Origin of the sequence: Pseudomonas sp. S07E 245 (assembly GCF_019599025.1) — a bacterium.
Lineage (GTDB): Bacteria > Pseudomonadota > Gammaproteobacteria > Pseudomonadales > Pseudomonadaceae > Aquipseudomonas > Aquipseudomonas shirazensis.
The window spans coordinates 3112966-3125578 of record NZ_CP080625.1; the positions used below are offsets into that span (position 1 = coordinate 3112966).

The window sequence follows — 12613 nt, forward strand, 5'->3', positions numbered from 1 at the left end:
TCACGGAGTACCTTTGATGAGCACTGACGGTGCCAAAACCGGAACCCGCTGGCTACCGCGCCTGCTAGGCGTGCTGCTGTTGCTGATGGGCCTGGCCCTGCTGGCCGGCGGTATCAAGCTCAGCCAGCTGGGCGGATCGCTTTACTACCTGCTGGCCGGCATCGGCTTTGCCGTCAGCGGCATCCTGCTGTTGGCCAAACGGCAGATCGCCCTTGGTGTCTACGGCGTGGTGCTGCTGGCCAGCACCGCCTGGGCGCTGTGGGAAGTTGGCCTGGACTGGTGGCAACTGGTGCCGCGCCTGGCGATCTGGTTCGCCCTTGGCGTAGTCCTGCTGCTGCCGTGGACACGCCGCCCGCTGCTTGGCCCGGCCTCCCGAGCCAACACCGCGCTGCTCAGCGTTGCAGTAGTTGCCGCCGGCGCCACCGCTCTGGCCAGCCAGTTCACTCACCCGGGCGAGATCCGCGGCGAGTTCAACCGCGACAGCAGCGAAATGGCCAGCACCGCCCCGGCCATGCCTGACGGCGACTGGCAGGCGTATGGCCGTACCGAGCACGGCGACCGCTACTCGCCGCTGCGCCAGATCACCGCGCAGAATGCCTACCGCCTGGAAGAAGCCTGGCGCATCCGCACCGGCGACCTGCCCACTGAAAACGACCCGGTCGAACTGACCAACCAGAACACGCCGCTGAAGGTCAACGGCATGCTCTACGCCTGTACTGCGCACAGCAAGCTGCTGGCGCTGGACCCGGACACCGGTGCCGAAATCTGGCGCTTCGACCCGCAAGTAAAGAGCCCGGTGGGTACCTTCAAGGGCTTCGCCCATATGACCTGCCGGGGTGCGTCCTATTATGACGAGAACCGCTACGTCAGCCGTGACGGCAGCCCGGCGCCGAAAATTTCCGATGCTGGCCAGGTCGTTGCCCAGGCATGCCCGCGCCGCCTGTACCTGCCGACCGCCGATGCGCGCCTGATCGCCATCAACGCCGACACCGGCAAGGTCTGCGAAGGCTTCGCCAACCAGGGCGTCATCGATCTGACTACCGGCATTGGCCCGTTCACCGCAGGTGGTTACTACTCGACGTCGCCTGCAGCGATTACCCGCGATCTGGTGATCATCGGCGGCCATGTCACCGATAACGAGTCAACCAACGAACCGTCCGGGGTGATCCGCGCCTATGACGTGCACGATGGTCATCTGGTATGGAACTGGGACAGCAACAACCCGGATGACACCAAGCCACTGGCACCTGGCAAGACCTACAGCCGCAACTCGGCCAACATGTGGTCGATCGCCAGCGTCGATGAAGACCTGGGCATGATCTACCTGCCACTGGGCAACCAGACCCCTGACCAGTGGGGCGCAGATCGCACCCCGGGCGCCGAGAAGTACAGCGCCGGTATCGTTGCCCTGGACCTGGCCACCGGCAAGGCCCGCTGGAACTACCAGTTCACTCACCACGACCTGTGGGACATGGACGTCGGCAGCCAGCCGACCCTGATGCACCTGAAGACCGATGACGGCATCAAGCCAGCGGTGATCGTGCCAACCAAGCAGGGCAGCCTGTATGTACTTGACCGTCGCGACGGCACGCCGATTGTGCCGATCCGCGAGATCCCGGTGCCGCAGGGCGCGGTCAAGGGTGACCACACCGCCCCGACCCAGGCCCGCTCCGACCTCAACCTGCTGGGCCCGGACCTGACCGAACAGGCCATGTGGGGCGCCACCCCGTTTGACCAGATGCTCTGCCGCATCCAGTTCCGCGAACTACGCTACGAAGGCCAATACACCCCGCCGTCGGAACAGGGCAGCCTGATCTACCCCGGCAACGTCGGTGTGTTCAACTGGGGCAGCGTGTCGATCGACCCGGTGCGCCAATTGATGTTCACCTCGCCCAACTACATGGCCTTCGTGTCGAAGATGGTGCCGCGCGAGCAAGTCGCTGCCGACAGCAAGCGCGAAAGTGAAACCAGCGGCGTGCAGCCCAACAGCGGTGCTCCGTACGCCGTAATCATGCACCCCTTCATGTCGCCACTGGGCGTGCCATGCCAGGCACCGGCCTGGGGTTATGTAGCCGCCATCGACCTGTTCACCAACAAGGTGGTGTGGAAGCACAAGAACGGCACCACCCGTGACAGCACGCCGATCCCGATCGGTATGCCGGTCGGTGTGCCGAGCATGGGCGGCTCGATGGTCACTGCGGGCGGTGTCGGCTTCCTCAGCGGCACCCTCGACCAGTACCTGCGTGCCTATGACGTGCACAACGGCGCCGAACTGTGGAAGGCGCGCCTGCCAGCAGGTGGCCAGGCCACGCCGATGACCTACACCGGCAAGGACGGCAAGCAGTATGTGCTGGTCACCGCCGGCGGCCACGGCTCGCTGGGCACCAAGATGGGTGATTACATCATCGCTTACAAACTGGCCGACTAATCCTCGCGCCAGTGCATCACCTGCATAAAAGAAGCGGAACCTGTACGGTTCCGCTTTTTTTTGGTCCCTTATAAATAGCGCGCTAACCTCTTCATCTACGCTGGCTTGAAACCCATTGGCCTTTACCCCATCTAAGCACCATAGTCATTAACTCAGGTGCCTCATGAGCGACCAGCAGGATCATTCGGAACAGCCCGACGAACATAGCGAAATCGAACACCTCGAAGGCGCCGCAATCCCTGGCCATGCCCTGGCCCTGCCCGGCCAACAGCTGCCAGACAAAGTCTACGTCATCCCGATTCACAACCGCCCATTCTTCCCGGCCCAGGTGCTGCCGGTGATCGTCAACGAAGAGCCATGGGCAGAAACCCTCGACCTGGTGGCCAAGACCGATCACCACTCGCTGGCGCTGTTCTTCATGGATACGCCCCCCGAAGATCACCGTCACTTCGACACTTCGGCATTGCCCGAGTACGGTACCCTGGTCAAGGTCCACCACGCCAGCCGCGAGAACGGCAAGCTGCAGTTCGTTGCCCAGGGCCTGACCCGGGTGCGCATCCGTACCTGGCTCAAACACCATCGCCCACCTTATCTGGTCGAAGTCGAGTACCCGCGCCAGTCGACCGAGCCGACCGATGAGGTCAAGGCGTACGGCATGGCCTTGATCAACGCGATCAAGGAGTTGCTGCCGCTCAACCCGTTGTACAGCGAAGAGCTGAAGAACTATCTCAACCGCTTCAGCCCCAACGACCCGTCGCCGCTGACCGACTTTGCTGCGGCACTGACCTCGGCCACCGGCAAGCAGCTGCAGGAAGTGCTCGACTGCGTGCCCATGCTCAAACGCATGGAAAAAGTCTTGCCGATGCTGCGCAAGGAAGTGGAAGTCGCCCACCTGCAGAACGAGATCTCGGCAGAGGTCAACCGGCAGATCGGCGAGCACCAGCGCGAGTTCTTCCTCAAGGAACAGCTCAAGGTCATCCAGCAGGAACTTGGCCTGACCAAGGACGACCGCAGCGCCGACCTTGAGCAGTTCAAGCAGCGCCTGGAGGGCAAGACCCTGCCTGCCACCGCGAAAAAACGCCTTGATGAAGAGCTGGGCAAGCTGGCGATCCTGGAAACCGGCTCGCCGGAATACGCCGTTACCCGCAACTATCTGGAATGGGCCAGCGCCCTGCCCTGGGGCGTTTACGGCAAGGACAAGCTCGACCTCAAGCATGCACGCAAGGTGCTTGATCAGCATCACGCCGGGCTGGATGACATCAAGGAGCGGATTCTCGAGTTCCTCGCCGTCGGCGCCTGGAAAGGCGAGATCAGTGGCTCGATCGTGTTGCTGGTTGGCCCGCCCGGGGTGGGCAAGACCAGCATCGGCAAGTCCATCGCCGAATCGCTCGGCCGGCCGTTCTACCGCTTCAGTGTCGGCGGCATGCGCGACGAGGCCGAGATCAAGGGCCACCGCCGCACCTACATTGGCGCCCAGCCGGGCAAGCTGGTGCAGGCGCTGAAAGATGTTGAGGTGATGAACCCGGTGATCATGCTCGACGAGATCGACAAGATGGGCCAGAGCTATCAGGGCGACCCGGCCTCGGCGCTGCTGGAAACCCTCGATCCAGAGCAGAACGTCGACTTCCTTGATCACTATCTGGACTTGCGCCTGGACCTGTCCAAGGTGTTGTTCGTGTGTACCGCCAACACCCTCGACTCGATACCCGGACCGCTGCTCGACCGCATGGAAGTGATCCGCCTGTCTGGCTACATCACCGAAGAAAAACTGGCCATCGCCAAGCGCCATCTGTGGCCCAAGCAGCTGGAAAAAGCCGGGGTGGCCAAGACCAGCCTGAGTATCAGCGACGCTGCGCTGCGCCTGGTAATCGATGGCTATGCCCGCGAAGCGGGTGTGCGCCAATTGGAAAAGCAATTGGGCAAGCTGGTGCGCAAGGCGGTCATGAAGCTGCTTGAAGACCCGCAGGCCAAACTCAAGATAGGCCCCAAGGATCTTGAAGCGGCACTGGGTATGCCGGTGTTCCGCAGCGAACAGGTGCTGGCTGGCAAAGGTGTGATAACCGGCTTGGCCTGGACCAGCATGGGCGGTGCCACGCTGCCGATCGAAGCCACGCGCATTCATACGCTCAACCGCGGCTTCAAGCTGACCGGCAAACTGGGTGATGTCATGAAGGAATCTGCTGAAATTGCCTACAGCTACGTCAGCGCCAATCTTAAGCAGTTTGGCGGCGACCCCGGTTTCTTCAACGAGGCTTTCATTCATCTGCATGTGCCTGAGGGTGCCACGCCCAAGGACGGTCCGAGTGCCGGCGTAACCATGGCCAGCGCACTGTTGTCGCTGGCTCGCGATCAGGCGCCGAAAAAAGGCGTGGCCATGACTGGCGAGCTGACCCTGACCGGCCAGGTCCTGCCGATCGGCGGTGTGCGCGAGAAGATCATCGCCGCCAAGCGGCAAAAACTCTTCGAGCTGATCCTCCCCGAAGCCAACCGCGGCGACTTCGAGGAACTGCCGGAGTACCTGCGCGAAGGGCTTACGGTGCATTTCGCCAAGCGCTTTACCGACGTGGCCAAGGTATTATTCTGATCTGAGGGCGTTCGACCCCGTGCTGCCAGTCACGGGGTCGAACAGCCGAAAACACCAGCAGGCTGGACAGACCTGCAAGTGCTTCGGTTATGCTCGGTCATCGCCCGTTTCCGGAGCCAACATGACAGCCACCCGCCTCCTTGTCGCCTCAAGCCTGACCCTGATCACCGCCTGCGCCCAGCAGCCCCCGCAGAACGTCGACCTGGACGCGAAACATGAATGTCCGGTCCGCCTGCAACTGGGTCAGAGCCTGACGTTGAGTCTCCCGAGCAACCCGACCACCGGCTACCGCTGGCGGGTCGACAACGCTGCACCTGAAGTCCTCCGAGTGCTGAGCCCGGAGGTGTACAGCCAGCCGGAAGCGGCCGGCCTGGTCGGCAGCGCTGGCGTCTCGACCTGGCGCTTCCAGGCCAAGGCTGTCGGAGCAGCCCAGCTGACTCTGGTCTACCAGCAGCCCTGGGCACCAGAAGTACGGCCAGTGCAAACCTTCGATTGCGCCATTTCGGTCAGGTGATGCTGATCACCCACCCTCGAATTGCCGGCGCACCTGCAACAGGTAGTCGTGGATGTTGCGCAACGCAGTCAGCAGCTCACGTCGCTCGACGGTATTGATTGCCAGTTGCTCCAGAGGCTGCCAACCGCTGGTGAGTTTGGCCGCCTCCTGCAACCATTGACCGTGCAGCGTGCCCAGTTCATCCAGCCCGTCGTACTGCGCAAGTTCCTCCTGACTCCTGGCCAGACGCGCCTGAGTCTTCGCGAGACTCTCGTGCTGTTCCTTCAGACGTTTGTCCAGGACACCCACCGCCTTGACCAGATCGGCAAACTTGCGTGCGGCAGCCAGTTCGTCGATCCCTTCGTTGAGTCTGCGAATGCCGGCCTTGATCACGGCTGGATCGAGGCTCGGGTCCTTGAACAGAGCCAGGGCGGCATCAACATCCTGCTCTTTGGGAATAAGGCCTTTGAACGCTTTGCTCATCGAGGGCTTTTCCAAGGCATTAATGAGCTGGTGAATGTCGTCCAGGCGCTGCTGCTGTTTCGCCAGCGTTTCTTCAAGACCACTGATCGCTAATTGTTGCGCGCTGATCGACGACCTGAGTTCCCCCCGTACCACTGCAGCGTCAGGTGACGGGTGACTGCTGACGTCGGCGATGGCGCCGCTTGCCTGGGCCATCGCCTGCTGCACAGTACCTCGCGCCCGCAGCAACTCCTGCCCGTTCTCTTCACTTTCATCCTCCTGGGCGTCCTCCAGCGGCTCCTTTAATGCAACCCACGCCGCGAGGATTTTTGTCCGAAGTACCTTGTTAGCGTGTTCGATACGTTTCGACAGATCGCCAATCTGCTCGCGCAGGGCGGGCAGCATCAATGTGGCTTCACCGTGAGCGATATCGTTGACTCGCGTCTCAACCTTCAGCATGTTCGCAATATCGGGCAACAGCGACGCCGTGTTTTTCATGTCCATAACCCAACCTTCCCTTAAGAGACTATCGTTTCATTGAACAACTTTGAAATTGTCTTGGAGATTCCCAGGATGTCTTTCCAAGGACTGATCACTCGCTGAAACTGCCGCACAAATTTTTTCAGCATTACCTGGGTGTCAACTTTTTCGAGCTGCGCCAACGATTGCTCAACGTAGACTTCCAGCAACACCCAGACATCTTCGAGATTCTTGACGGCGGTCCTGACCTCGACCAGACGGAACTGCAAGTCCATGATCAGTCTCTTGGTCAATTCAAAGCTTTCAGACTGCGCGAGCAACTTGCTCTTACGAACAGCCGACGCTTCCCGTCTGGCGATCAGCGTATTCTTCTCGGCCCGCACTTCCTCGGCTTGAGCACCGTAGATGCCACCGGTAATCAAGAGCCCTACCGGCCCGAAAACAAGGCCATAAAAGGAAGCGCCGACCAGACCGTTATACTCGTCAAGCTTGCGCTCGATCGCGTTATCCAGCTCCGTCAACTCCAGGTCGATTTTCTGCACTTCAAGGGAAACGTCTTTCTTGTTCATCGCCTTGAGCAAACCGTCCGCAGTCGGCTTAAGGTGACTGCCAATGACATCTGCAAACCTATCGGTGAGCGCTTTGACATGCCGGATCGACTTCAATCGCTCCTTGATCTGCGATTCAATGTCTTTCAGGTAACTGTCCACGCCCTCCTTAAAGGTCGCCGTGTCCTTGCGGGACAGCGGAACAGGCGGTGTTTTTTCCAGATCAATATCATTGAGTGACGTGTTTTCCAACGATGCCCACGCGTCAGTCGATTTCAACTCGGCAATAAAAGCTACCCCTTCAGTGAACAAGGTCTCGGCGAATACCTGCAGTTCGCTGCCCATCTTCTTGCACGCATCTTCGATGTCATCCCATCCGTTGACATGCGTGCGCAGGTTGTCGTAGAAACGGTGCACGTCGTCAATCTCTAACCCCACGGCGGCAAAATCCAGCGTACCGGCCAGTTCCTCGCGAGAGGAGGGCAATCGGCGCACGGCCGCTTCGTAACGCTTTATCATCAGCAGGTTGTCCTTGCTGAAAATGAAAGCCGGTTCGTCTTTCTTCAAATCGAAGATCTGTTGGGGAATCCGCTCAGCCCGCTCACTCGGCGTCAGTTCTTCAAACGTCGGGGGGCGAACCGCGTCTGCTGCGCCCGACTGCACCGGGGTTTCAGTGTTCTCACTCATCGCTGTTCTCCACGCAGTGTCAATTGGCAACACGGGATCATGGCCTTGACTGCGACTAAGAGCCTAAGCCTGTGACCACCCGACCGAAGTCGGCACAACGTTGAAGCACTGACAGAAATGTCAACGCTCGACGCCAGAACGCTGAGAAATGGAATCATTGCCACCGGTCCCCGATTTGCGCTGTCTGGCCCTGCTACATAGGCAGCGACGACCGCGTTAGCTAGAATACTGCCCCAACTTTTTTCCCAAGAGCCCGCAGTGAGCCAGACACCCGACCGCCTGTTTGCAAGGCCCCTGGACCAGGTGCCCGACTTCGTCTTCAACGAGGACGTGGTGCGGGTGTTCCCGGACATGATCAAGCGCTCGGTGCCCGGTTACCCGACCATCGTCGAAAACCTTGGCGTGCTGGCCGCACGTTTTGCCCAGCCACACTCCGCGCTGTATGACCTCGGCGCCTCGCTGGGCGCGGTTACCCAGTCGTTGCGCCGCCACGTGCGCAGCGACGGCTGCCGGGTGATCGCCGTGGACAACTCGGCAGCCATGGTCGAACGCTGTCGCCAGTACCTCACCGCGCAAGACTCGATGTTCCAGGAACTGCTCCCGGTCCAGGTGCTCGAGGCGGATATTCTGGCCCTGCCATTCGAGCCAGCCTCGGTGGTGGCGATGAATTTCACCCTGCAGTTCATCGCCCCCACCCAGCGCTTCGAACTGCTCAGCCGCATCCGCCAGACACTGCTGCCGGGCGGGGCGTTGATCCTCTCGGAAAAACTCTGCTTCGCCGATGACCAGGAACAGGCACTCCTGAACGAACTGCACCTGGACTTCAAACGCGCCAACGGCTACAGCGAACTGGAAATTGCCCAGAAGCGCAGCGCCATCGAACACGTAATGAAACCCGACACCCTCGAGACCCACAAGGCGCGCCTGCATGCGGCCGGTTTCAGCAAGGTCGTGCCGTGGTTCCAATGCCTAAACTTCGCCTCACTGATAGCCCTGCCATGATCGATTTGTCCCCCCTGGTCCGCCGTCTGGCGGGCACCCCCCTGGCCACCTGGTCACAAGGCCTGCAAGCCCAACTGGCCAGCAAGATGGAAAAAGGCCACGGTGACCTTGAGCGCTGGCATGGCGCCCTCGAGGCGCTGCCTGAGCTGGTGCCGAGTGAAGTTGACCTGGTCAATGGCCTAAGCCTGCACAGCCCCTGCGATGAGGCAACGCGCGCTCAGCTGCAGCAGGCCTTGATGGGCCTGTCGCCTTGGCGCAAGGGCCCATTCGAGTTGTTTGGCGTCCATGTCGACACCGAATGGCATTCGGACTGGAAGTGGGCGCGGGTCAGCCCGCACCTGGACCTGACCGGCAAGCGTGTGCTGGATGTCGGCTGCGGCAACGGCTACTACCAATGGCGCATGCTCGGCGCCGGCGCTGACATGGTGGTCGGAGTCGACCCCAACTGGCTGTTCTTCTGTCAGTTCCAGGCGGTGCACAAGTACCTGCCCGAGCTACCGGCGTGGCACCTGCCATTCGCCCTCGAGGAACTGCCGGCCAACCTCGAAGGCTTCGACACGGTGTTTTCGATGGGTGTGTTCTATCACCGTCGTTCGCCCATCGAGCACTTGCTGGCGCTCAAGGACTGCCTGGTAAAAGGCGGTGAGCTAGTGCTGGAAACTCTGGTCATCGAAGGCGACGAGAATCAAGTGCTGGTTCCCGAAGACCGCTATGCGCAGATGCGCAATGTCTGGTTCTTGCCTTCGGTAGCGGCACTGGAGCGCCTGCTGCGGCGCGCCGGTTTCAGTGACGTGCGCTGCGTCGACGTCAGTGTCACCAGTGTCGAGGAGCAGCGCAGCACCGAGTGGATGCGCTATCAGTCTCTGAGCGACTTTCTCGACCCGCAGGACCACAGCCGCACCATCGAAGGCCTGCCCGCCCCGCGGCGGGCGACGATCCTGGCGCGCAAGTAAACCCGGCCGCAACCATCCTGTCTGCTCAGCGCGTCGTCTGGCTAACCGCCAGATGACGCGCTGATTACAAATCCGTTATCCACGCCGATCCACCCCAGGCTTGGCGTACTATCGCGCGCTTGACCTTGATCCAGCTTCAGGGTCGACAATCCCTCTCCCGAATTCTGCCTGAGCCCGAGCATGCGCCTACTGATCATCGAGGACGAACTGCGGACTGCCGATTACCTTCAGCAAGGACTGCGCGAAAACGGCTATGTCGTGGATTGCGCACACACTGGCATCGACGGCCTGCACATGGCCCGCCAGCAGGCCTATGACCTGGTCATTCTGGACGTCAACCTGCCGGAACTGGACGGCTGGGCCGTACTGCAACGGCTACGCGCCGAGTCGGCCACGCGAATCATGATGCTCACCGCTCACGGTCGCCTGTCTGACCGGGTCAAGGGCCTGGATCTGGGCGCGGATGACTACCTGCTCAAGCCATTCGAATTTCCCGAATTGCTGGCGCGGATCCGCAGCCTGTTGCGGCGCAACGATCAGCAGGTACAGCCGAGCACATTGCGCGTCGCCGACCTGGAGCTGGACCCTGGCCGCCACCGGGCCTGGCGTGGCAGCACACGTATCGACCTCACTGCCAAGGAGTTCTCGCTGCTGCACCTGCTGATGCGCCAGAGCGGCGAGGTGCTGTCACGCACGCAGATCATCTCGCTGGTGTGGGACATGAACTTCGATTGCGACACCAACGTTGTCGAGGTGTCGATCCGGCGCTTGCGGGCCAAGATCGACGATCCCTTCGAAGACAAACTGATCCACACCCTGCGCGGTGTTGGCTACGTGCTCGAGGCGCGCCGTTGAAACCCGCCAGCCTGTCTCTGCGGCTTGGTCTGAGCGTGACCCTGATGGGCGCCGCGCTGGTGCTGCTGTTGGCCTGCCTGGCGGTGTTTGCCCTCGACCATGAGCTGGACAGCCGCGCGCGCAAGGACCTCGCGCGCAAGATGCTGCAGGTAGAACACAACCTGCGGGTCGACCTGCGTAGCGCTGACCTGGCCAGCCGCGCCCACCCACTGCTCGACCTGGTCATGGGCCATGACAACCTAAGCCTCAGCGTGATTGCTCTTAATGGCCGCCATGCAGCCTTGCTCAGCCTGGGCCCGGCGCTGCAGTCACAGCGCCTGCGCGAGCTGCCGTGGAGCGACGGCCAGACCTTTGAGGAATGGAAGGACAGCAGCGGAGCACAGTTTCTCAGCGTGACGCAGGCGATGCGGCTGCGCGATGACACCCCGGTGCGGGTAATGATGACCCTCAATCGCGCCGACGATCACTACCTGTTGCACGCCTACCTGCGCTCGACTCTGCTGGCCTTGCCATTGTTACTGCTGCTGATTGGCGTCTGTGCCTGGAAGCTGGTGCAGCGCAGTTTGAAACCACTGAGGCGGTTTCGCCGGATCGCCGGCCAGGTGTCTGCGCAAGCGCTCGACCATCGACTGCCCTCCAGCGGCCTGCCGCAGGAACTGGCCGACCTCGCCCGCTCGATCAATGTGATGCTTGATCGGCTCGATCAGGGTGTGCGCCAGTTGTCGCAGTTTTCCGACGACCTCGCGCATGAGCTACGGACGCCCCTGAGCAACCTGATGGGCAAGGCCCAGGTTACCCTCGCCCGCCCACGCGACAGCGGCGATTATCGCGAGGTGCTGGAAGACAGCATCGAAGAACTGACTCGGCTCAACCGCATCATCAACGACATGTTGTTTCTCGCGCAGGTCAGCCAGCCGCAGGCCCAGGTCGAGTTCAAACCGCTGGCGCTGGCCGACGAAGTCGTGCGCGTCAGCGAGCTGTTTGCCATCAGCGCCGAAGTGAAGGATATCGAGATCAGGCATCAAGGCTGGGCCACCGCCCTGGGCGACCGGCTGATGTGCCAACGGGCCTTGTCCAACCTGCTCAGCAACGCACTAAGACATGGCCCCGAGGGCAGCGTTGTAACCATTGGCATTGGCCGCCATGCACAGCAGGCCTGGGTATGGGTTGAGAACCACGGGCCGGGGATCGCTGACGAGCACCTGCCACACCTGTTCGAAAGGTTCTACCGGGCCGACAGCGGTCGCTCGCGGCTCGATGGCGGCACTGGCCTGGGGCTGGCGATCGTGCAGTCGATCATGCAACTGCACGGCGGCCGGGTCGAGGTCAGCAGCCAGGCGCATGGGCCAACCCGGTTTACCTTGCTGTTTCGTGCCGAGTGACGCCGATCAGCGCGAGGCCTGCAGGATCAACGCTTTCATTTCAGCCACGGCGGCCTTGAAGCCGACAAACAGCGCATGCGCCACCAGCGCGTGACCGATGTTCAGCTCGTTGATGCCCTTGATCGCCGCGACCGCCTCGACGTTGTGGTAATGCAGGCCGTGGCCGGCGTTGACGATCAGGCCCTGGCCGACGCCAAACGCGACGCCGTCGGCGATGCGCTTGAGCTCATCGGCCACCTCGGTTGGGGTCAGCGCATCGGCATAGCGACCGGTGTGCAGCTCGATGGCCGGCGCGCCGACCCGTCGCGAAGCTTCGATCTGGCGCTCGTCGGCATCGATGAACAACGACACTTCAGCGCCGGTGCGGGCCAGGCGCTCGACGGCCGCCTTGATCCGCGCTTCCTGACCGGCCACATCGAGGCCGCCTTCAGTGGTCAGTTCCTGACGGGTTTCCGGGACCAGGCAGATGTGCGCCGGGCGAATCTGCTCAGCGAACAGCATCATCTCTTCGGTAACGCCCATCTCGAAGTTCATCCGCGTCTGCAGCACGTCCTTGAGCAACAGCACATCGCGCTCCTGGATATGCCGGCGGTCTTCACGCAGGTGTACGGTAATGCCGTCGGCGCCCGCTTCTTCGGCGTCCAGCGCGGCCTTGACCGGATCTGGATAGCGGGTGCCGCGGGCCTGGCGCAAGGTCGCCACGTGGTCGATGTTGACGCCGAGAAGCATGCGGTTGCTA

Annotated in this window: 10 protein-coding genes; 7 read left to right on the forward strand and 3 right to left on the reverse strand. The window is 61.7% G+C overall.

Features of this window, described 5'->3' with window-relative positions:
• The first annotated feature begins 16 nt into the window (after positions 1-16).
• The 3 genes from K3F44_RS14335 to K3F44_RS14345 all read left to right on the forward strand — a co-directional run bounded on the left by K3F44_RS14335 (position 17) and on the right by K3F44_RS14345 (position 5526).
• Positions 17-2428 (forward strand): glucose/quinate/shikimate family membrane-bound PQQ-dependent dehydrogenase, encoded by a 2412-nt coding sequence (locus K3F44_RS14335; RefSeq protein WP_220632462.1) that lies wholly within the window; start codon positions 17-19, stop codon positions 2426-2428.
• Positions 2429-2591: 163 nt separating this feature from the next.
• Positions 2592-5012, forward strand: coding sequence for an endopeptidase La (lon, locus tag K3F44_RS14340; RefSeq protein WP_188036576.1), 2421 nt, complete (start codon positions 2592-2594; stop codon positions 5010-5012).
• A gap of 121 nt (positions 5013-5133) precedes the next feature.
• The gene (locus tag K3F44_RS14345; RefSeq protein WP_220632463.1) at positions 5134-5526 is read left to right on the forward strand and encodes a protease inhibitor I42 family protein; all 393 of its coding nucleotides are present in this window, start codon (positions 5134-5136) and stop codon (positions 5524-5526) included.
• A 6-nt stretch (positions 5527-5532) separates the two neighbouring features.
• Here K3F44_RS14345 and K3F44_RS14350 read toward each other — a convergent pair whose 3' ends face one another.
• The gene (locus tag K3F44_RS14350; RefSeq protein WP_220632464.1) at positions 5533-6471 is read right to left on the reverse strand and encodes an alpha-xenorhabdolysin family binary toxin subunit B; all 939 of its coding nucleotides are present in this window, start codon (positions 6469-6471) and stop codon (positions 5533-5535) included.
• A 14-nt stretch (positions 6472-6485) separates the two neighbouring features.
• Positions 6486-7682 (reverse strand): alpha-xenorhabdolysin family binary toxin subunit A, encoded by a 1197-nt coding sequence (locus K3F44_RS14355; RefSeq protein ID WP_220632465.1) that lies wholly within the window; start codon positions 7680-7682, stop codon positions 6486-6488.
• Positions 7683-7940: 258 nt separating this feature from the next.
• On the opposite strand from K3F44_RS14355, the gene cmoA reads away from it, so the two are divergent.
• The 4 genes from cmoA (at position 7941) to K3F44_RS14375 (ending at position 11874) form a co-directional block, all read left to right on the forward strand.
• Positions 7941-8684: a carboxy-S-adenosyl-L-methionine synthase CmoA gene (cmoA, locus tag K3F44_RS14360; RefSeq protein WP_220632466.1), complete on the forward strand. Its 744-nt coding sequence runs from the start codon at positions 7941-7943 to the stop codon at positions 8682-8684.
• Positions 8681-9637: a tRNA 5-methoxyuridine(34)/uridine 5-oxyacetic acid(34) synthase CmoB gene (cmoB, locus tag K3F44_RS14365; protein WP_150570582.1), complete on the forward strand. Its 957-nt coding sequence runs from the start codon at positions 8681-8683 to the stop codon at positions 9635-9637. Before cmoA ends, cmoB begins: the two co-directional genes overlap by 4 nt.
• Before the next feature lie 180 nt (positions 9638-9817).
• Complete coding sequence (locus K3F44_RS14370) at positions 9818-10492, forward strand: heavy metal response regulator transcription factor (RefSeq protein ID WP_101321878.1); 675 nt, start codon at positions 9818-9820, stop codon at positions 10490-10492.
• Complete coding sequence (locus K3F44_RS14375; protein WP_220632467.1) at positions 10489-11874, forward strand: heavy metal sensor histidine kinase; 1386 nt, start codon at positions 10489-10491, stop codon at positions 11872-11874. Before K3F44_RS14370 ends, K3F44_RS14375 begins: the two co-directional genes overlap by 4 nt.
• Positions 11875-11880: 6 nt before the next feature.
• On the opposite strand, the gene pdxJ is transcribed toward K3F44_RS14375, so the two are convergent.
• Positions 11881-12603, reverse strand: coding sequence for a pyridoxine 5'-phosphate synthase (gene pdxJ, locus K3F44_RS14380; protein WP_219855757.1), 723 nt, complete (start codon positions 12601-12603; stop codon positions 11881-11883).
• Positions 12604-12613: the final 10 nt, after the last annotated feature.

What these genes read in the sequence shown, in the direction of transcription:
- K3F44_RS14335 (WP_220632462.1), top strand. Translation starts at nt 17, where the DNA reads ATGAGCACTGACGGTGCCAAAACCGGAACCCGCTGGCTACCGCGCCTG.
- lon (WP_188036576.1), top strand. Translation starts at nt 2,592, where the DNA reads ATGAGCGACCAGCAGGATCATTCGGAACAGCCCGACGAACATAGCGAA.
- K3F44_RS14345 (WP_220632463.1), top strand. Translation starts at nt 5,134, where the DNA reads ATGACAGCCACCCGCCTCCTTGTCGCCTCAAGCCTGACCCTGATCACC.
- K3F44_RS14350 (WP_220632464.1), bottom strand. Translation starts at nt 6,471, where the DNA reads ATGGACATGAAAAACACGGCGTCGCTGTTGCCCGATATTGCGAACATG.
- K3F44_RS14355 (WP_220632465.1), bottom strand. Translation starts at nt 7,682, where the DNA reads ATGAGTGAGAACACTGAAACCCCGGTGCAGTCGGGCGCAGCAGACGCG.
- cmoB (WP_150570582.1), top strand. Translation starts at nt 8,681, where the DNA reads ATGATCGATTTGTCCCCCCTGGTCCGCCGTCTGGCGGGCACCCCCCTG.
- K3F44_RS14370 (WP_101321878.1), top strand. Translation starts at nt 9,818, where the DNA reads ATGCGCCTACTGATCATCGAGGACGAACTGCGGACTGCCGATTACCTT.
- pdxJ (WP_219855757.1), bottom strand. Translation starts at nt 12,603, where the DNA reads ATGCTTCTCGGCGTCAACATCGACCACGTGGCGACCTTGCGCCAGGCC.